Source organism: Citrobacter sp. wls829, assembly GCF_005280825.1.
Classification (GTDB): domain Bacteria; phylum Pseudomonadota; class Gammaproteobacteria; order Enterobacterales; family Enterobacteriaceae; genus Citrobacter; species Citrobacter gillenii.
In genome coordinates, this window is the sequence record NZ_SZWP01000079.1 from 26813 (window position 1) to 46488 (window position 19676).

Below are 19676 nucleotides of genomic sequence, written 5' to 3' on the forward strand. Positions count from 1 at the left end.
TAACCATGTCCGAAACATTGAATGTTGTTACGTTACTGGGGAGCCTGCGCAAAGGCTCATTTAATGGAATGGTTGCCCGTACGCTGCCAAAAATTGCCCCGGCAGGGATGGACGTCAACGCATTACCGTCGATTGGCGATATTCCACTGTACGATGCCGATCTCCAGCAGGAAGAAGGTTTTCCGGCAAGCGTAGAAGCGCTGGCGGAGCAGATCAGAAAAGCGGATGGCGTGGTGATTGTCACACCAGAATATAACTATTCGGTACCAGGTGGACTGAAGAACGCCATCGACTGGCTGTCCCGTCTGCCCGATCAGCCTCTGGCAGGCAAACCGGTGCTGATCCAGACCAGCTCAATGGGCGCGATTGGCGGTGCCCGCTGTCAGTACCATCTGCGCCAGATTCTGGTGTTCCTTGACGCCATGGTCATGAATAAACCGGAGTTTATGGGCGGTGTCATTCAGAATAAAGTGGATACACAAACCGGCGAAGTGATTGATCAAAGCACGCTGGATCACCTGACGGGCCAGTTAGCCGCCTTCGGGGATTATATTCAGCGCGTAAAAGCATAAAAGAAAAAGCCCGCCAGCAGTAATGCCGGGCGGGCTGTAGAGAATACCGATATTTTAGTGTGCGTCGATAAACACAATCTTCAGCACAAACAGCAGCGCCACAACGATCACGCATGGGCTGAGGTCGCGGAAGCGTCCGGTACCGATTTTCATTACACAGTAGGAAATAAAGCCCAGCGCGATACCTTCGGTAATCGAGAAGCTAAACGGCATCATCACGGCGGTAATAAACGCCGGGACCGCTTCGGTCAGGTCATCCCACTTCACGCGTGACAGGCTGGAGGTCATCAGCACACCGACATAAATCAGCGCACCTGCTGCCGCATAGGGCGGCACCATTCCCGCCAGCGGCGACAGGAAAATCACCAGCAGGAACAGGATCCCCACCACGACAGCCGTCAGACCAGTACGCCCGCCAACTGAAACCCCGGAAGACGACTCGATATACGCAGTCACCGAAGAAGTACCGATAAAGGACCCGGCAACCGAGGAGACGCTATCCACAAACAGCGCCTGCTTCATGCGCGGAAACTTGCCTTTTTCATCGGCCAGACCCGCTTTGTCCGTCACACCAATAAGCGTACCGGAGGAGTCGAACAGGTTAACCAGCATGAAGGAGAAGATCACCCCCGCCAGCCCCAGGTTGAACGACCCGGCAAGGTCAACATGGCCCACAACGGTGGTGATGCTCGGTGGTGCAGAAACGATACCGTTATAGTGCACATCGCCCAGCATCCAGCCCAGCAGGGTGGTGACGATAATCGAAACCAGCACCGCCGCATGAATGTTGCGGGACGCCAGAATAGCGATAATGAAGAAGCCCAAGACCCCCAGCAGCACGCTGTGAGAAGTCAGGTTACCGATGGAAACCAGCGTATCCTTGTTCGCCACGATAACGCCGGCATTTTTCAGCCCCATCATGCCGATAAACAGACCGATACCGCTGGTGATCCCCACGCGCAGACTGACCGGAATGTTGGCAATCATCCAGTAACGCACGCGGAAGATAGTCAGCAGCAGCAGACCCACCGCACCCCAGAAGATAGCGCCCATACCTACCTGCCACGGCAGGCCCATTGCCTGTACCACGACGAACGCGAAGAAGGCGTTCAGCCCCATCGCTGGCGCCAGCGCCACCGGCAGGTTAGCGAATACGCCCATCAGGATACTGCCCAGCGCCGCAATCAGACAGGTGGTCACGAAGACGGCACTGGTGTCCATTCCGGCTACGCCCAGAATTTGCGGGTTGACGAAAACGATGTAGACCATCGTCAGGAACGTGGTGAAACCGGCGATCACTTCGGTCCGTGCCGTCGTGCCATGTTCGCGCAGTTTAAACACGCGTTCCAGTATGCCCCGGCCAGAAGCCTGGGTTGTGTGTTGTTGACTCATTATCAATTTCCGAACAAGGAGGGAAAATTCGTCGCTATCCTATACCAAAATGCGACAATAGGGTGGGTTATGAGCGATTTTTTTCCATTGATTTTGCTTATACGGCAACGATTGCGTCGCCCAATAATGCTGTACGTAAACGTTAAACTTGTTAAAACGGAAATGACATGTCCCAGATAGAAGCTGTATTTTTTGACTGTGACGGAACCCTCGTCGACAGTGAAGTCATTTGTTCTCGCGCGTATGTCAGCATGTTCCAGGCGTTTGGCATTACGCTCGATCTTGAAGAGACGTTTAAACGCTTCAAGGGGGTAAAGCTCTACGAGATCATCGACATTATCAACGACGAGCACGGTGTCGAACTGGCAAAAGCCGAACTAGAACCGATTTACCGCGCCGAGGTCGCACGCCTGTTCGATACGGAACTGGAGGTGATTGCGGGTGCCAACGCGCTGCTGGATAGCATGGCAGTGCCGATGTGCGTGGTGTCGAACGGTCCGGTCAGCAAAATGCAGCACTCGTTGGGCAAGCTAGGCATGCTGCATCATTTCCCGGATTTACTGTTCAGCGGCTATGATATCCAACGCTGGAAGCCCGATCCGGCGCTGATGTTTCATGCGGCAAAAGCCATGAACGTCAATCCGCAAAACTGCATTCTGGTGGATGATTCTGCTGCGGGTGCGCAGTCAGGGATTGATGCCGGGATGGAGGTGTTCTACTTCTGCGCCGATTCGCACAACAAACCGATCGATCATCCTAAAGTGACGACCTTTACCGATCTGGCACAGTTGCCGGCATTGTGGAAGGCGCGGGGTTGGAATATCGTCGATTAAACAGTAGGCCTGATAAGCAAAGCGCCATCAAGCGGATGGCGCAGAATGCCGGATGCGGCGTAACGCCTTATCCGGCCTACAATAGCGACGCCGGGGATCCCGGCGAACGCAACAAGCCGCTTATTCCTTCGGGTCTTTACCCGCCAGCAGCTTATCCAGCTCATCGCCGCCGACGTGACGGAAATCTTGTCCCTTCACGAAGTAGAAGATATATTCGCAAATATTCTGGCAACGGTCACCGATACGCTCGATAGAACGGGCGCAGAACAGTGCGGTCAGCACGCTCGGAATGGTGCGCGGGTCTTCCATCATATAGGTCATCAGTTGGCGTACGATGCCCTCATATTCCTGATCAACTTTCCTGTCTTCACGGTAAATACGCACCGCTTCGTCCAGATCCATCCGCGCAAATGCATCCAGAACATCATGCAGCATTTGCACCGTATGGCGACCCAGTGATTCCAGGCTTACCAGCAACGGCTGATGCTGCAGGGAGAATTTCTCCAGCGCGGTACGGCAAATTTTATCCGCTACATCACCAATACGTTCCAGCTCAGCGATAGTTTTGATGATTGCCATCACCAGGCGCAGGTCGCTCGCCGTCGGCTGACGCTTGGCAATGATGCGCACACAGGCTTCATCAATCGCCACTTCCATCATGTTGACGTTCTTATCGCCCTCAATGACGCGCTTCGCCAGCTCGCTGTCCTGGTTGTGCATAGCGGTAATGGCATCAGAAAGCTGCTGCTCCACCATGCCGCCCATGGTCATTACTTGGGTGCGGATGCTTTCCAGTTCTGCGTTGAACTGGCCGGAAATATGTTTATTAAGGTTCAGACTGTCCATAACGCGCTCCTGAATCAACCGTAACGGCCGGTGATATAATCTTCTGTTTGTTTCTTCGCGGGCTTGGTGAACAGATCGTCCGTGTTGCTGAACTCAATCAACTCGCCCAGGTACATAAACGCCGTGTGGTCGGAACAACGCGCAGCCTGCTGCATGTTGTGGGTAACGATAACGACGGTGTAATCCTCTTTCAGCTCGGTGATCAGCTCTTCAATACGCCCGGTAGAGATCGGGTCGAGCGCCGAACACGGCTCATCCAGCAGCAACACTTCAGGGCGAATGGCAATACCACGCGCAATGCACAAACGCTGCTGCTGACCACCGGAGAGAGAGTACCCACTCTGGTGTAGTTTATCTTTGGTTTCATTCCATAATGCGGCCTTGGTCAAGGCCCACTGCACGCGCTCGTCCATGTCTGCACGCGAGAGTTTTTCAAACAGACGGACACCAAACGCGATGTTGTCGTAGATGGACATCGGGAACGGCGTCGGCTTCTGGAACACCATCCCTACTTTGGCACGCAGCAGCGCGATATCCTGGGTATTGGTGAGAATATTGTCGCCATCCAGCAGAATTTCACCTTCCGCACGCTGTTCTGGATACAGTTCAAACATTTTGTTGAAGGTACGCAGAAGCGTTGATTTACCACAGCCTGATGGCCCGATAAACGCCGTGACCTGGTTTTTAGCGATATCCAGGTTGATGTTCTTCAGGGCATGGAATTTGCCGTAGTAGAAGTTCAAATCACGAACCTGAATCTTACCTGGGGCAGTATCAACCATACTCATTTCAATCTATTCCTTATCATGCCTGATGGCGCGCAGCTTATCAGGCCTACAAATATGTTCGACCGTAGGCCGGATAAGGCGTTTACGCCGCCATCCGGCAATTCGTCTTAACCGTGTTTCTTCTTCGCGAAAATAACGCGCGCCAGAATGTTCAGCAGCAGTACGCACAGGGTAATAATCAGCACCCCGGCCCAGGCCAGTTGCTGCCATTCCACAAATGGACTCATCGCAAACTTAAAGATGGTCACCGGCAGGTTGGCTATCGGCTGCATCATGTCGGTGCTCCAGAACTGATTGGAGAGCGATGTAAACAGCAGCGGAGCGGTTTCACCGGCAATACGCGCAATCGCCAGCAAGACACCGGTGATAATGCCGGAGACAGACGCCTTCAGGGTGATCGCTGAAATCATCTTCCACTTCGGCGTACCCAGCGCATAGGCCGCTTCACGCAGGCTATCCGGCACCAGTTTGAGCATGTTTTCGGTGGTACGAATCACGATTGGCACCTGCAGCAGCGCCAGCGCAATCACGCCCGCCCAGCCAGAGAAGTGCTCCATTTTCGCGACGACCACGGTGTAAACGAACAGACCCACAACAATCGACGGCGCAGACAGCAGGATGTCGTTGATAAAGCGGATAATCTCAGCCAGCCAGGACTTACGCCCGTACTCGGCCAGATAGATGCCCGCCATAATACCGAGCGGCGTACCCAACACGGTCGCCCACAGGATCAACAGCCCGCTGCCCGCCAGGGCATTCGCCAGACCGCCACCCGCCGTATTCGGCGGCGGCGTCATTTCAGTGAACAGCGCCAGCGACATACCGTCGATACCGCGAACCACCGTTGAGAACAGTATCCACACCAACCAGAACAGACCGAACGCCATCGTCCCCATTGAGAGTGTCAGTGCGATGCGGTTTTTCAAGCGGCGACGCGCCTGCATCTTACGACGAGACTCCGCCAGCGCGGCGGTGTTTTGCATATCAAGCGTAGCCATTAGCGTGCCCCCTCGTTCTTCGCAAGGCGCATGATCATGAACTTAGACGCTGCCAGCACGATGAAGGTGATCACAAACAGGATCAGCCCCAGTTCCATCAACGCAGCCACATGCAGGCCAGATTCCGCTTCGGCAAATTCATTCGCCAACGCAGAGGTAATACTGTTACCCGGCATAAACAGTGATGCACTGTCGAGCTGGTAGGTGTTACCGATGATAAAGGTCACCGCCATGGTTTCACCCAGCGCGCGGCCAAGACCCAACATCACGCCGCCAATCACCCCATTTTTGGTGAACGGAAGGACGATGCGCCAGATAACTTCCCAGGTAGTACAGCCGATGCCGTAGGCTGACTCTTTCATCAGTACCGGCGTTTGTTCGAACACATCGCGCATGACCGCCGCAATGTACGGGATGATCATAATGGCCAGGATCACACCGGCTGCCAGAATACCGATACCAAAGGCCGGACCCGCAAACAGGGCACCCACAAACGGTATGTTGGAAAGGATGTTACCCACCGGCTCCTGAAAGTAGGTTGCAAACAGCGGGGCAAAAATAAACAGGCCCCACATGCCGTAAACAATACTCGGGATCGCCGCCAGCAGTTCAATTGCAATGCCCAGCGGGCGACGTAACCAGTTAGGTGCTAACTCAGTCAAAAATAAAGCGATGCCGAAGCTCACCGGAACGGCGATCAGCAAGGCGATAAACGAGGTCACCAGCGTACCGTAAATCGGTACCAGCGCACCGTAGATGTCGTTTGGCGCATCCCACTCTTTGGTCCACAAAAATGAGAAACCAAATTTTTGAATGCTTGGCCAGGAGGAGATGATCAGAGAGACAATAATGCCACCCAACATCAATAGCACAATCAGCGCAGCCAGTTTTACCAGCACGCTGAATATCATGTCACCCTTTTTACCCGGTGGGTTAAAAGCAGGCTTGGTTGCAGCCATAAATCACTCTTTAAGTTAAACTCGTTTACTCAGTTGCCCATGCCGGATGGCGCTACGCTTATCCGGCCTACACTCTGGGCCTACGGTAGAAACCGTAGGGCGGATAAGCGTAGCGCCATCCGCCAATTCGTCAAAGATATTCTATTAGTACAGTGCTTTACCGCTGCTGTCTTTCACGTTGGTCTTCCATGCAGCACGAATCTGCTCAACCACGTTATCCGGCAGGCTGGCGTAATCCAGGTCATTAGCCTGTTTACCGCCATTTTTGTACGCCCAGTCAAAGAACTTCAGCACTTCAACGCCCTGCTCAGGTTTCTTCTGCTCTTTGTGAACCAGGATGAATGTGGTGGACGTAATCGGCCACGCCTCATCACCTTTCTGGTTAGTCAGATCCTGGGCGAAGGTTTTGCTCCAGTCAGCACCTTTTGCCGCATTTGCAAAGTTTTCTTCGGTCGGGCTTACCGGTTTACCGTCAGCAGAAATCAGTTTGGTATAGGCCAGGTTGTTCTGCTTAGCGTAAGCATATTCAACGTAACCAATGGAGCCTGGCAGACGCTGTACGAACGCGGCGATACCGTCGTTACCTTTACCACCCAGACCGGTTGGCCAGTTAACGGTAGAGCCTGCACCAATTTTAGATTTCCACTCTTCGTTCACTTTTGCCAAGTAGCTGGTGAACACGAAAGAGGTACCGGAACCATCAGCACGACGCACAACGGCGATGTTCTGCGAAGGCAGTTTCAGCCCTGGGTTCAGTTTGGTGATGGCTTCATCATCCCACTTCTTGATTTTGCCGAGGTAGATATCACCCAGGGTCTTACCGTCCAGCACCAGTTCGCCAGATTTCAGGCCTGGAATATTTACAGCCAGCACGACACCGCCGATCACGGTCGGGAACTGGAACAGGCCTTCCTGTGCCAGTTTCTCATCAGACAACGGTGCATCAGAAGCGCCGAAATCAACGGTATTTGCCGTAATTTGTTTTACACCACCGGAGGAGCCGATACCCTGGTAGTTGACTTTACTACCGGTCTCTTTCTGATAAGTATCAGCCCATTTGGCATACACTGGCGCAGGAAAAGTTGCACCTGCACCTGTCAGGCTCGCTGCGGCAAATACAGAGAACGCGCTCATGGATAAGGTCGCGGCGACAACAGTTGCGACAGTGGTACGCATAACTTTCATAATGTCTCCTGCACGGTTTTCGTAAATCATTGTTTGAGTTGCTACTGTGAGCAAAATAGGACAAACAGGTGACAGTTAAATGTACGAAATATGACAGTTTTATGACAATGGAAAAAAGTGAAATACAGAATTTAAAAAATACTGCAAAAACAAGTTATTAACGCATTTCATGACAATAACATTTCGCGAAAATTTTATTTTTATGACACTTAAAAGCGTAGCCAAGGATGACTATTTTTCATCAAAATGCCGTGATGTATTTCTTTTCTAACGGTTCAAAAAACAGGCTATCGTAATGTAAAAGACCACCTCCCGGTGGCCTTTCAGCAGCAGTTTACTTCCCGCTATAGACTTTTTTTCCGGCAAACATCGTCCAAAGCACCGTGGCATCCCGTAGCTTTTCAATACTCACTTTCTCAAGGTTGCGATCGAACAGCACCAGGTCAGCACTTTTCCCTACGGCAATTGAGCCCGTTTCTTTATCGCGGCCAATAACTTTTGCTGCATTCAGGGTGTAAGCCTGTAGCATCGCGGCACGGCTGATTTTTTCACTCTCAGGTGGCAGTTCGCCCTCTTCCCCCATCCGCGTAACTGCCGTGTAAATGGCAAACAGCGGGTTGGGGCTAGATACCGGCCAGTCGCTGGCCCCCGCAATCAGCGCGTGATGGCGGAACAGATCGCCAGCTGGATAAAGGTGTTGGAGTAACGGCACTGGCACTTTGCCATCCAGCAGAGTTGTCGTTGCACCGTCTTTACCCGCCCACAGCAACTGCATAGACGCTGCGACGTTCAACTGCTGAAATTGAGGGAGGCTCTGCGGGTTGACGATTTCCAGGTGGGTAATGCTGTGCAATATGCCGCTGTTGCCATTCTTTTCGCGCGCACAGGCAACCGCATCCAGTGACTCCTGCACGGCGCGATCGCCGATAGCATGAAAGTGGGCAATCAACTTTTCAGCATCCGCTTTGGCCACCAGCGAACAGAACGTCACTTTATCCAGCGAGTTACTACCACTGTAGCCAAGTCGATTCAGGTATGACTGACTCAACTTCGCGGTCTGGGACGGATATTCAATCACTCCGTCCTGAAAGATTTTAATCCCAGCCAGCTTGATATCGGGTATTCCGGCATATTTATCCCTGATAGCCACTACGTCATCAATGGCTGCTGGAGAAGCGTTAATATTGACCAATGCCAGACCGGTTACGTGGGCGGTGAGTTTTCCGTCCTTCGCCAGAGAACTGTACGCCGGAAGTAGCCCTTCATCGTTGCGTCCCGGGTGAGCATCAAATGACGGTGCCAGCGGGCGCAGGTTGCTCAGCGGCTCCATCCAGGCGGTGATACCATAGCGGTTCATCACCTTTGATCCAGCGATAATCGACTGCGCAATTTTGTCGTTATCGACGGGAGGAATGGCACCGAGCACCCGATCCCATGCGCCTTCGGAGACAAAGCCGTTGAGTTTTCCATTGGGGGTTAGCCCAACATTGGTTCTTATACTGTTGCCAGCGTCAGCAATGGCCTGGGGATCCAACTTGGCTTTACGTAACATGGCGTTATTAACCCAGCCGGTATGGGCATCCGATCCAGCCAGCACCACCGGCGTATCCTGATATTCTGGCGCATTAAATACGCTATCCAGCAGGCTAATATTTTCCCAGTAATCCAGGGATACATTGCTGTAAAACTGGACACCATGGAGATCGCGCTGAGGGTTACGCTTATTTTTATCGACAAACGCTCTAATCGCTGCCGCTTTTGTCATCCCTTCAGGAAATTCGACGGTGATCGTTTTAAAACCGCCATCAGCAACATGGGCGTGGCTGTCGATCAACCCCGGCATCAGGTAATTACCCTGCAAATCAATGCGAATAGCATCAGAACCGGCCTTCTTCAGCACATCGTTGAACGTTCCCACGGCAATGATTTTTTTGCCTTCAATAGCGATGGCTTGTGGAGAGGGATTATTTGGATCGGCGCTGTAGATTTCCCCGCCAAAGATAATCATTTTATTACCTTCCAGAGCAGAGACCGTGGAAGACGTGACGGCCAGTGAACATGCCAGAAAGAGCATTGAAATTCTCATGAAAAATTAACTCCATTGCGTTGCGAATAAACGTATTCGTTGCTGTGTAGATAGCTATTTTTCTGGCGTTAATTCAAAGGGATGCAAATGTCATAGACATAATAATCATGCGCGGCATTGGTTTCGTTGTAATACATTTCGTAGCAAGGTTTATCGCTTTTCATCAGCCCTTTCGTTCGCATCCAGGCAAAGGCGAGCGCCCAGGTGTTATCAACCTGATCTCCCCAAGCTGCGCACTTGCATACCAGATAATTTCCGGCGGCTATTGTCTGCACGGCGATATGTCGACTGACCTGCTCCCCCTCGCTGAGTTCAAAACCAACATCCGTGCGGCAATGCTGTTCTGCCGTCACATCTGGCGGATCCCAGTAAACACATAGCATTCCGGCAGGCTGTAACGGCGTTCTGGCGGGCAACGAGGTCAACAAGTCCTGATGCGTTTGTTGGCAGGTCTCTTTACCGTATGGTCCAAATCGGCGCATAAATGCGACCCTACGCGTGGGGAGCTCAATGACTTTTGCGCCCAAAAAGCCTGCTGTATGCCAGTGTGCTTGGGTAGTATCGCACTGAGAATAGGTGCTTTTTTGCTGAGAGACGTGTCCTGTCTTGCTTTTTATTGCCTCCCGAAGGGAGCGACGAAATTCGCCTGGCGATACGGAAAAATGACGGCGAAATGCCCGGGCAAAGTTTTGCGAACTGGAAAATCCGACCTGTAATGCCAGCCCGGTAATATCGCTATGCGGTGCGTCAATCAGGCTCATAGCGGCCTTTTCCATCCGCAGACGACGGGTAAATTCAGCGACCGTTTCGCCAACCTGTGCTTTGAAGATGCGATGAAAGTGATAGCAGGACACAGCGACCTCACGCGAGACCTCTTCCAGAGTCGGGTTAAGATCCAGATGCTGGCTGATGTAGTCCATTGCCCTGAACACCGACTTACGATAGTCCTGCGTCATCTTCTGCCTCATTTAATATACTGATTTTAGACATAAAAAAAATCCGGAGTGCCGTAACAGCACGCCGGATTTTTAGCGCTATCTCCGCGATAAATCGCGTGGCGCGTTACTCTACGGTAACCGACTTCGCCAGGTTGCGCGGCTGATCGACATCGGTGCCTTTAATCAGCGCCACGTGATACGCCAGCAGTTGCAGCGGAACGGTATAGAAGATCGGAGCAATAACCTCTTCCACATGCGGCATCTCAATGATGTGCATGTTTTCGTTGCTGGTAAAGCCCGCATCTTGATCGGCGAAGACGTACAGTTGGCCGCCACGGGCACGAACTTCTTCAATGTTGGATTTCAGTTTTTCCAACAGTTCGTTGTTCGGTGCCACGACGATAACCGGCATATCCGCATCAATCAGCGCCAGCGGGCCGTGTTTCAGCTCGCCAGCTGCGTAGGCTTCCGCGTGAATATAAGAGATCTCTTTCAGCTTCAGCGCGCCTTCCAGCGCAATCGGATACTGATCGCCACGGCCGAGGAACAGTGCATGGTGTTTGTCAGAGAAATCTTCTGCCAGGGCAGCAATGCGTTTGTCCTGAGACAGCATCTGCTCAATACGGTTCGGCAGCGCCTGCAGACCGTGAACGATGTCATGCTCAATAGACGCATCCAGGCCTTTAAGACGTGACAGTTTCGCCACCAGCATCAGCAGTACAGTCAGTTGGGTGGTAAATGCTTTCGTGGAGGCCACGCCGATTTCGGTACCGGCGTTGGTCATCATCGCCAGGTCGGATTCACGCACCAGAGAAGAACCCGGTACGTTACAAATCGCCAGCGATCCCAGATAACCCAGCTCTTTTGATAAGCGCAGACCCGCCAGGGTATCCGCCGTTTCACCAGACTGGGACAGGGTGATCATCAGGCTGTTGCGACGCACCGCTGATTTGCGGTAACGGAATTCAGAGGCGATTTCTACATCACACGGAATACCCGCCAGCGACTCAAACCAGTAGCGAGACACCATACCGGAGTTGTACGACGTACCACAGGCGATGATCTGAATATGCTCCACCTGAGACAGCATCTCGTTGGCATGCGGACCCAGCTCGCTTAAATCCACCTCACCGTGGCTGATGCGCCCGGTCAGCGTATTTTTGATCGCATTCGGCTGTTCGTAGATCTCTTTCTGCATGTAGTGGCGATAGATACCTTTTTCGCCCGCGTCATATTGCAGACTGGATTCAATATCCTGACGTTTAACTTCCACGCCAGACTTGTCGAAAATGGTCACTGAACGACGAGTCACTTCCGCAATATCGCCTTCTTCCAGGAAGATAAAGCGACGGGTTACCGGCAGCAGCGCCAGCTGATCGGAAGCGATAAAGTTCTCACCCATGCCCAAACCAATTACCAGCGGGCTACCAGAACGCGCCGCCAGCAGGATTTCAGGGTTACGGGTATCCATGATCACCGTACCGTATGCACCGCGCAGCTGCGGGATAGTCCGCAGTACGGCCTCACGCAGAGTACCGCCCTGCTCCAGCTCCCAGTGCACCAGGTGAGCAATCACTTCGGTGTCGGTTTCTGACACGAAAGTGTAGCCACGTGTTTTCAGCATTTCACGCAGCGGTTCATGGTTTTCGATGATGCCGTTATGCACCACCACAATGTGATCAGAAACATGCGGATGCGCGTTCGCTTCTGAAGGTTCGCCGTGCGTTGCCCAACGCGTGTGAGCAATACCGGTGCCGCCATGTAACGGATGATCTTCCGCAGCCGCGGTAAGCATCTGTACTTTGCCCAGACGACGCAGACGGGTCATTTTGCCTTCAGCATCGACAACTGCCAGACCGGCAGAGTCATAACCACGATATTCCAGACGACGTAAACCTTCGAGAAGGATTTCAGCAACATCACGCTGCGCGATAGCGCCAACAATTCCACACATATTTTTAGATTCCGAATTTAGGCATTGTGCCTGTCGTTGTCGGTCAACCTGATACCCGTATTCCGGGCGCCCCGAGCCTTGTAGAGAGTGGGGTTATTTTTATGGTACTGCGTGTTGAGCGGAGGATTATATTATCCCCTCATCTCTTGTCTGCCTGATGGCAATCACGTTTATCAGGCCTACTGAACGTCACCGCACGTAGGTCAGATAAGGCAAAGTCGCCATCCAGCAAAAATTAATTACTTCTTCTTCACCGGACGCTTCCAGCCCTGTTTATGGACCTGCGGTACCCGGCTGATAACCAGTTCGTTATCCGCGACATCACGCGTTACGGTGGTCCCGGCGGCAATAGTCGCGCCTTTACCCACGGAGACAGGCGCCACCAGCTGAGTATCAGAACCAACAAACACATCGTCGCCAATAATGGTTTTAAACTTATTGGCACCATCGTAGTTGCAGGTAATAGTCCCTGCGCCGATGTTCACGTTATCGCCAATTTCTGCATCGCCCAGATACGTCAGATGACCGGCTTTGGAGCCTTTACCCAGACGCGCTTTTTTCATTTCGACGAAGTTACCCACGTGTGCGCCTTCCTGCAGCTCAGCACCGGGACGTAAACGTGCAAACGGACCAATAGTACATGCCGTATCGAGGCGTGCATCTTCCACAACGCTGTATGGGCTAAGCTCACAGTCATCACCAATCACGCTGTTCTTGATGACGCAACCTGCGCCAATCTTGACGCGATCGCCGAGGGTCACGTGACCTTCAATGATAACGTTAGTATCAATTTCAACATCGCGCCCGTGAATAAGCGTACCGCGTAGATCAAAACGCGCCGGATCGCGCAGCATCACACCAGCCAGCAGCAGTTTTTCTGCCTGCTCGGACTGATAAACGCGCTCCAGGCGGGAAAGCTGCAGACGATTATTGACGCCTTCCGTTTCGCTAATACGCGCCGGATGTACCGCGGCAATCTCACGTCCTTCATGATAGGCCATCGCAATGATATCGGTGATGTAGTATTCACCCTGCGCATTGTTGTTGGTGAGTTTTTCCAGCCAGCGCTTCATGTCTGCACCGTTAGCCACCAGAATACCGGTATTGATTTCCTGAATCTGACGCTGCTCGTCGGTGGCATCTTTATGCTCAACGATGCCAGTTACCACGCCGTTTTCACGCGTAATACGCCCGTAGCCGGTTGGGTCATCCAGTTTCACCGTTAACAGGCCGATGCCACCCTGCGGTTTTGCATCGCGCAGACGCTGTAAGGTGTCGGTGGAGATGAGCGGAACATCGCCATAAAGCATCAAAATGTCTTCGTCATCACCAAAGAATGGCGCCGCCTGCTGCATAGCATGACCGGTACCCAACTGCTCTGCTTGAAGAACCCAGTTCAGGTTGTCATCTTTCAGCGTTTGTTTAAGCAGTTCGCCACCGTGTCCGTAGACCAGATGTACGCGAGTGGCGCCTAATTCATTAGCAGCATCAATGACATGCTGGACCATCGATTTGCCCGCGAGGGTATGCAGCACTTTAGGAAGATCGGAATACATACGTGTACCTTTGCCTGCGGCAAGGATCACGACGCTCATAGCACTATTCAACATACACGTCCTGACTGTAATTTAAGAACGAATTTATACCGTTTCACATTGAAAATACTACATTTTTTTCATCGTGAAATGGGCCGAAGATAAAACGTTCAATAGGGGAAAATACCTATCGTTTAGCCCACTATTTTCGTCGATATCTACGCCTTTTGTCTTCCCAAAAACAGGAGACTGCTCTTATTAAAGCCTTAGGTTAATGTTTTTGCTATTTTTTTGCCCCATGAATAAAGAATTCAGTGTCCGGACTCAATTTTATTTATCGAATTCAGGGAGTAATAGAAGGAGTGGATCGAGGCGGGGGATAGTGCGAAAACGACAGGAGAACAGATGGCGCTAGCTTATAAATTACGCAAAGCATCGCGCCACATTAAAGCAGGTATTACAGGTTGAACGTGCCGAAAGAGACGTTCATGCTGCTGAAAAGGGCGATGATTTTGTTGATCAGTTTCATGTTGGTATCCCGTTTTTATCTGAGTTAATTATGTGACACTCATCACAAAAAAAGAGTCTACGCTTCATTTTTTAATCGATCAATATTTATGTGATGAATATCACATAAATTTTAAAATACCTTTTCAGTTTCAAATTATCTAAAACACAGGCATAAAAAAACCAGCCTGAAATCAGACTGGTTTTTGTGTTTCAAGCCGGTGTTACATCGCTTTTTTGGTCAACTCGATAACGCGCAGTTTGGCGATCGCTTTGGCCAGTTCCGCAGATGCCTGAGCGTAATCCACGTCACCATGAGAGCTCTTAATGTGCTCTTCTGCCTTACGTTTCGCTTCCAGGGCTCTCGCTTCATCGAGATCCTGCCCGCGAATCGCGGTATCAGCCAGTACGGTCACGTTGCCAGGCTGCACTTCAAGAATGCCGCCGGACAGATAGATAAACTCTTCATGACCGAACTGTTTAACGATGCGGATCATACCAGGCTTAATGGCGGTGAGCAGCGGTGCGTGTCCCGGGAAAATACCCAGTTCACCTTCACTGCCCGTTACCTGGATTTTTTCGACCAGACCAGAGAACATTTGTTGCTCTGCGCTGACGACGTCCAGGTGGTAAGTCATTGCCATATCACCCTCCGATTAAGGCGTTAAAGTTTTTTCGCTTTTTCCACGGCTTCGTCGATAGAACCAACCATGTAGAACGCTTGCTCTGGCAGGTGGTCGTATTCGCCTTCCATGATGCCTTTAAAGCCACGGATGGTGTCTTTCAGGGAAACGTATTTACCCGGAGAACCGGTAAATACTTCCGCAACGAAGAACGGCTGGGACAGGAAGCGCTGGATCTTACGCGCACGTGCTACCACCAGTTTGTCTTCTTCAGACAGTTCATCCATACCCAGGATGGCGATGATGTCTTTCAGTTCCTGGTAACGCTGCAGCAGGGACTGTACGCCACGCGCGGTGTCGTAGTGTTCCTGACCAACAACCAGCGGATCCAGCTGACGGCTGGTGGAGTCCAGCGGGTCAACGGCCGGGTAGATACCCAGGGATGCGATCTGACGGCTCAGTACCACGGTTGCATCTAAGTGAGCAAAGGTGGTGGCTGGGGATGGGTCAGTCAAGTCATCCGCAGGTACGTATACCGCCTGAACGGAGGTGATAGAACCGGTTTTGGTCGAGGTGATACGTTCCTGAAGAACACCCATCTCTTCCGCCAGAGTCGGCTGATAGCCTACCGCTGATGGCATACGACCCAGCAGTGCGGATACTTCCGTACCGGCCAGGGTGTAACGGTAGATGTTATCAACGAACAGCAGTACGTCACGACCTTCGTCACGGAATTTCTCAGCCATGGTCAGGCCGGTCAGTGCAACGCGCAGACGGTTTCCCGGCGGCTCGTTCATCTGGCCATATACCAAGGATACTTTGTCCAGAACGTTGGAATCGGTCATTTCGTGGTAGAAGTCGTTACCCTCACGAGTACGTTCACCTACACCCGCAAACACAGAATAACCGGAGTGTTCGATCGCGATGTTACGGATCAGCTCCATCATGTTTACGGTTTTACCTACACCCGCACCACCGAACAGACCGACTTTACCGCCCTTCGCGAACGGACACATCAGGTCGATAACTTTAATGCCGGTTTCCAGCAGTTCCTGAGAGCTGGACAGCTCTTCATAGGACGGTGCCGCGCGGTGGATAGCCCAACGCTCTTCTTCACCGATGTCGCCTTTCATGTCGATCGGGTGACCCAATACGTTCATGATACGACCCAGTGTTGCTTTACCTACCGGGACTTCGATCGGGTGCTCGAGGTCTTTAACTTCCAGACCACGACGCAGACCGTCGGAAGAACCCATAGCGATGGTACGTACGATACCGCCGCCGAGCTGCTGCTGAACTTCCAGCACCAGAACTTCATTACCATTCTGAACCTCAAGGGCTTCGTACACACGCGGTACGGCATCCTGAGGGAATTCGACGTCAACTACGGCGCCGATTACCTGGACAATTTTTCCAGTAGCCATCTTGAATCCTCTACGAATTAACCTGGTTATACCGCGGATGCACCACCGACAATCTCGGTGAGTTCCTGAGTAATGCTGGCCTGACGAGCTTTGTTGTATACCAACTGCAGCTCTTTAATCAGGCTGCCGCCATTGTCGGTCGCGGCTTTCATCGCCACCATACGTGCGGCCTGCTCGCTGGCCAGGTTTTCTACCACGCCCTGATAAACCTGAGATTCAACGTAACGACGCAGCAGGGTATCCAGCAGCGGTTTCGGGTCTGGTTCATACAGGTAATCCCAGGCTTTTTGTTTCAACTCTTCATCTTCTGATGCCGGTAATGGCAACATCTGAGTCAGGGTCGGAACCTGTGACATGGTGTTAATAAATTTGTTGCTGACAACGTACAGTCTGTCCAGACGGCCTTCATCGTAGGCCTGCAGCATCACTTTAACCGGACCGATCAGTTCGGACAGGGAAGGGTTATCCCCCATACCGGTTACCTGAGCAACCACGTTACCGCCAACAGAGTTAAAGAAAGACACGCCCTTAGAGCCGATCATTGCGATATCGCACTGAACGCCTTTATCGGACCATGCTTTCATATCCGCCAACAGTTTTTTGAACAGGTTAATGTTCAAGCCGCCGCACAGACCACGGTCGGTCGACACCACCAGGTAGCCCACGCGTTTAACGTCGCGTTCTTCCAGGTAAGGGTGCTTATATTCCAGATTACCATTCGCAAGGTGACCAATCACTTTGCGCATGGTCTCTGCATAAGGACGGCTGGCCGCCATGCGATCCTGCGATTTACGCATTTTGGAAGCGGCGACCATCTCCATCGCTTTAGTGATCTTCTGCGTGTTCTGGACGCTTGCGATCTTACTACGTATCTCTTTTGCGCCGGCCATGAGCTTCTCCTCAATGCCTTGCGGTCCGCCCTAGGACAGACCGCCAGACGTTACCAGGACTGGGTTGCTTTGAAGGAATCGAGGATAGCTTTCAGCTTGCCTTCGATTTCATCGTTATAGCCACCGGACTGGTTAATCTCTTGCATCAGCGGAGCGTGATCACGGTCGACGTAAGCCAGCAGAGCGGCTTCAAAGCTACCGATTTTCGCCAGTTCCACATCTTCGAGGTAACCGCGTTCAGCCGCAAACAACACCACACCCTGTTGTGCAACAGACATTGGGGCATACTGTTTCTGCTTCAGCAGCTCAGTGACTTTCTGACCATGGCTCAGCTGCTTACGCGTAGCTTCATCCAGGTCGGAAGCGAACTGAGAAAACGCGGCCAGTTCACGATACTGTGCCAGCGCGGTACGAATACCACCGGACAGTTTCTTGATGATCTTGGTCTGCGCTGCACCACCTACACGCGATACGGAGATACCTGGGTTAACCGCCGGACGAATACCGGAGTTAAACAGGTTGGTTTCCAGGAAGATCTGACCATCGGTAATTGAGATTACGTTGGTCGGAACGAACGCAGAAACGTCACCCGCCTGGGTTTCGATAATCGGCAGAGCGGTCAGGGAGCCGGTTTTACCTTTAACTTCACCATTGGTGAACTTCTCAACGTATTCAGCGTTAACGCGGGATGCGCGCTCCAGCAGACGGGAGTGGAGGTAAAATACGTCGCCTGGGAATGCTTCACGTCCTGGCGGACGACGCAGCAGCAGGGAAACCTGACGGTAAGCAACAGCCTGTTTGGACAGGTCATCGTAAACGATCAGTGCATCTTCACCGCGGTCACGGAAGTATTCGCCCATTGCGCAACCCGCATACGGTGCCAGATATTGCAGTGCAGCAGATTCAGACGCGGTAGCCACAACAACGATAGTGTTGGACAGTGCGCCGTGCTCTTCCAGTTTACGAACCACGTTAGAAATGGTGGACGCTTTCTGGCCGATAGCCACGTACACACATTTGATGCCGGAGTCACGTTGGTTGATGATCGCATCGATCGCCATCGCGGTTTTACCGGTCTGACGGTCACCGATGATCAGCTCACGCTGACCACGTCCGATTGGGATCATGGCATCAACGGATTTATAACCGGTCTGTACCGGCTGATCGACGGACTGACGTTCGATTACGCCCGGTGCGATAACTTCGATTGGCGAGAAGCCATCGTTATCAACCGGACCTTTACCGTCGATTGGGGAACCCAGAGTGTTCACCACACGACCCAGCAGGCCACGGCCTACCGGAACTTCAAGGATACGACCCGTACACTTAACCTTCATGCCTTCGGCGAGGTCAGCGTATGGACCCATCACAACTGCACCTACGGAGTCGCGCTCCAGGTTCAGTGCGATAGCGTAACGGTTACCCGGCAGGGAAATCATCTCACCCTGCATACAATCGGCAAGGCCGTGGATGCGGATAACACCGTCACTTACAGAAACAATAGTACCTTCGTTATGAGCTTCGCTCACAACACTGAACTGAGCAATGCGCTGCTTGATCAGTTCGCTGATTTCGGTGGAATTCAGTTGCATGCTCCAGTCCCCTTAAGACTGCAAGACGTCTGCAAGGCGCTCAAGACGGCCGCGTACGCTGCCATCAATGACCATATCACCCGCACGGATGATTACGCCCGCCATTACAGACTTATCGATTTTGCAATTCAGCTTAACTTTGCGTGACAGACGTTTTTCCATCGCGGCGCTGATCTTCGCAAGCTGCTCATCACTCAGTGCATTGGCAGAAGTGACTTCTACCTCAGAGATAGCCTCACTGGCTGCACGCAGGTGAATAAACTGCTCAAGAACATCCGGGAGCGCATTCAGACGGTTATTTTCAGCCATTACCTTAATCAGGTTTTGGCCGCTTTCGTCCAGCTGCTCACCGCAGACTGCGATAAACGACTCAGCGAGCGTTTCCGGCGCCAGCGCGCCAGAGAGAAGCTCTGCCATTTGTTCGTTCTTCGTCACCTCAGCGGCGAACGTCAGCATATCCTGCCAACGGTCAACGCTCTGGTGCTCAACGGCAAAGTCAAAAGCTGCTTTGGCGTAGGGGCGAGCTACCGTAATAAATTCAGACATCAGCCCCT

Annotated in this window: 17 protein-coding genes; 2 read left to right on the forward strand and 15 right to left on the reverse strand. The window is 52.2% G+C overall.

The window, feature by feature from the left end:
- Window positions 1-5 precede the first annotated feature (5 nt).
- Window positions 6-572 carry an NADPH-dependent FMN reductase gene (locus FDW88_RS18135; RefSeq protein WP_096758989.1) on the forward strand — a complete coding sequence of 189 codons (567 nt, stop codon included), beginning with the start codon at window positions 6-8 and terminating at the stop codon, window positions 570-572.
- A 54-nt stretch (window positions 573-626) separates the two neighbouring features.
- Here FDW88_RS18135 and adeP read toward each other — a convergent pair whose 3' ends face one another.
- The gene (adeP, locus tag FDW88_RS18140; RefSeq protein WP_138140552.1) at window positions 627-1964 is read right to left on the reverse strand and encodes an adenine permease AdeP; all 1338 of its coding nucleotides are present in this window, start codon (window positions 1962-1964) and stop codon (window positions 627-629) included.
- A 167-nt stretch (window positions 1965-2131) separates the two neighbouring features.
- Here adeP and yieH point away from each other — a divergent pair, with 167 nt between their 5' ends.
- The gene (yieH, locus tag FDW88_RS18145; RefSeq protein ID WP_096758988.1) at window positions 2132-2797 is read left to right on the forward strand and encodes a 6-phosphogluconate phosphatase; all 666 of its coding nucleotides are present in this window, start codon (window positions 2132-2134) and stop codon (window positions 2795-2797) included.
- 120 nt (window positions 2798-2917) lie between these two features.
- Here yieH and phoU read toward each other — a convergent pair whose 3' ends face one another.
- From phoU to atpH, 14 genes are all read right to left on the reverse strand, one after another.
- Complete coding sequence (phoU, locus tag FDW88_RS18150; protein WP_115259878.1) at window positions 2918-3643, reverse strand: phosphate signaling complex protein PhoU; 726 nt, start codon at window positions 3641-3643, stop codon at window positions 2918-2920.
- 14 nt (window positions 3644-3657) lie between these two features.
- A complete protein-coding gene (pstB, locus tag FDW88_RS18155) occupies window positions 3658-4431 on the reverse strand; it encodes a phosphate ABC transporter ATP-binding protein PstB (RefSeq protein ID WP_003023821.1) in 774 nt (257 codons plus the stop codon).
- Window positions 4432-4538: 107 nt separating this feature from the next.
- Window positions 4539-5429, reverse strand: a complete 891-nt coding sequence (pstA, locus tag FDW88_RS18160) for a phosphate ABC transporter permease PstA (RefSeq protein ID WP_096758986.1) — start codon at window positions 5427-5429, stop codon at window positions 4539-4541.
- Window positions 5429-6388, reverse strand: a complete 960-nt coding sequence (pstC, locus tag FDW88_RS18165; protein WP_096758985.1) for a phosphate ABC transporter permease PstC — start codon at window positions 6386-6388, stop codon at window positions 5429-5431. Before pstC ends, pstA begins: the two co-directional genes overlap by 1 nt.
- A gap of 144 nt (window positions 6389-6532) precedes the next feature.
- Window positions 6533-7573, reverse strand: a complete 1041-nt coding sequence (gene pstS, locus FDW88_RS18170) for a phosphate ABC transporter substrate-binding protein PstS (protein ID WP_096758984.1) — start codon at window positions 7571-7573, stop codon at window positions 6533-6535.
- A 334-nt stretch (window positions 7574-7907) separates the two neighbouring features.
- On the reverse strand, window positions 7908-9659 hold the full coding sequence (locus FDW88_RS18175; protein ID WP_137363091.1) for an amidohydrolase: 1752 nt from the start codon (window positions 9657-9659) through the stop codon (window positions 7908-7910).
- Between the two features lie 68 nt (window positions 9660-9727).
- Window positions 9728-10615 (reverse strand): GyrI-like domain-containing protein, encoded by an 888-nt coding sequence (locus tag FDW88_RS18180; RefSeq protein WP_137363092.1) that lies wholly within the window; start codon window positions 10613-10615, stop codon window positions 9728-9730.
- 106 nt (window positions 10616-10721) lie between these two features.
- On the reverse strand, window positions 10722-12551 hold the full coding sequence (gene glmS / locus FDW88_RS18185) for a glutamine--fructose-6-phosphate transaminase (isomerizing) (protein ID WP_135912819.1): 1830 nt from the start codon (window positions 12549-12551) through the stop codon (window positions 10722-10724).
- Between the two features lie 239 nt (window positions 12552-12790).
- The gene (gene glmU, locus FDW88_RS18190) at window positions 12791-14161 is read right to left on the reverse strand and encodes a bifunctional UDP-N-acetylglucosamine diphosphorylase/glucosamine-1-phosphate N-acetyltransferase GlmU (RefSeq protein WP_137363093.1); all 1371 of its coding nucleotides are present in this window, start codon (window positions 14159-14161) and stop codon (window positions 12791-12793) included.
- 656 nt (window positions 14162-14817) lie between these two features.
- Window positions 14818-15237, reverse strand: coding sequence for a F0F1 ATP synthase subunit epsilon (locus FDW88_RS18195; RefSeq protein ID WP_005121460.1), 420 nt, complete (start codon window positions 15235-15237; stop codon window positions 14818-14820).
- A gap of 20 nt (window positions 15238-15257) precedes the next feature.
- Window positions 15258-16640, reverse strand: coding sequence for a F0F1 ATP synthase subunit beta (gene atpD / locus FDW88_RS18200; RefSeq protein ID WP_096758981.1), 1383 nt, complete (start codon window positions 16638-16640; stop codon window positions 15258-15260).
- 26 nt (window positions 16641-16666) lie between these two features.
- Window positions 16667-17530, reverse strand: coding sequence for a F0F1 ATP synthase subunit gamma (atpG, locus tag FDW88_RS18205; protein ID WP_096758980.1), 864 nt, complete (start codon window positions 17528-17530; stop codon window positions 16667-16669).
- A gap of 50 nt (window positions 17531-17580) precedes the next feature.
- Entirely contained in the window at window positions 17581-19122 is a 1542-nt protein-coding gene (atpA, locus tag FDW88_RS18210) for a F0F1 ATP synthase subunit alpha (protein ID WP_003827026.1), read from the reverse strand.
- A gap of 12 nt (window positions 19123-19134) precedes the next feature.
- A complete protein-coding gene (atpH, locus tag FDW88_RS18215) occupies window positions 19135-19668 on the reverse strand; it encodes a F0F1 ATP synthase subunit delta (protein ID WP_096758979.1) in 534 nt (177 codons plus the stop codon).
- Window positions 19669-19676: the final 8 nt, after the last annotated feature.

What these genes read in the sequence shown, in the direction of transcription:
- FDW88_RS18135 (WP_096758989.1), top strand. Translation starts at nt 6, where the DNA reads ATGTCCGAAACATTGAATGTTGTTACGTTACTGGGGAGCCTGCGCAAA.
- adeP (WP_138140552.1), bottom strand. Translation starts at nt 1,964, where the DNA reads ATGAGTCAACAACACACAACCCAGGCTTCTGGCCGGGGCATACTGGAA.
- yieH (WP_096758988.1), top strand. Translation starts at nt 2,132, where the DNA reads ATGTCCCAGATAGAAGCTGTATTTTTTGACTGTGACGGAACCCTCGTC.
- phoU (WP_115259878.1), bottom strand. Translation starts at nt 3,643, where the DNA reads ATGGACAGTCTGAACCTTAATAAACATATTTCCGGCCAGTTCAACGCA.
- pstB (WP_003023821.1), bottom strand. Translation starts at nt 4,431, where the DNA reads ATGAGTATGGTTGATACTGCCCCAGGTAAGATTCAGGTTCGTGATTTG.
- pstA (WP_096758986.1), bottom strand. Translation starts at nt 5,429, where the DNA reads ATGGCTACGCTTGATATGCAAAACACCGCCGCGCTGGCGGAGTCTCGT.
- pstC (WP_096758985.1), bottom strand. Translation starts at nt 6,388, where the DNA reads ATGGCTGCAACCAAGCCTGCTTTTAACCCACCGGGTAAAAAGGGTGAC.
- pstS (WP_096758984.1), bottom strand. Translation starts at nt 7,573, where the DNA reads ATGAAAGTTATGCGTACCACTGTCGCAACTGTTGTCGCCGCGACCTTA.
- FDW88_RS18175 (WP_137363091.1), bottom strand. Translation starts at nt 9,659, where the DNA reads ATGAGAATTTCAATGCTCTTTCTGGCATGTTCACTGGCCGTCACGTCT.
- FDW88_RS18180 (WP_137363092.1), bottom strand. Translation starts at nt 10,615, where the DNA reads ATGACGCAGGACTATCGTAAGTCGGTGTTCAGGGCAATGGACTACATC.
- glmS (WP_135912819.1), bottom strand. Translation starts at nt 12,551, where the DNA reads ATGTGTGGAATTGTTGGCGCTATCGCGCAGCGTGATGTTGCTGAAATC.
- glmU (WP_137363093.1), bottom strand. Translation starts at nt 14,161, where the DNA reads ATGTTGAATAGTGCTATGAGCGTCGTGATCCTTGCCGCAGGCAAAGGT.
- FDW88_RS18195 (WP_005121460.1), bottom strand. Translation starts at nt 15,237, where the DNA reads ATGGCAATGACTTACCACCTGGACGTCGTCAGCGCAGAGCAACAAATG.
- atpD (WP_096758981.1), bottom strand. Translation starts at nt 16,640, where the DNA reads ATGGCTACTGGAAAAATTGTCCAGGTAATCGGCGCCGTAGTTGACGTC.
- atpG (WP_096758980.1), bottom strand. Translation starts at nt 17,530, where the DNA reads ATGGCCGGCGCAAAAGAGATACGTAGTAAGATCGCAAGCGTCCAGAAC.
- atpA (WP_003827026.1), bottom strand. Translation starts at nt 19,122, where the DNA reads ATGCAACTGAATTCCACCGAAATCAGCGAACTGATCAAGCAGCGCATT.
- atpH (WP_096758979.1), bottom strand. Translation starts at nt 19,668, where the DNA reads ATGTCTGAATTTATTACGGTAGCTCGCCCCTACGCCAAAGCAGCTTTT.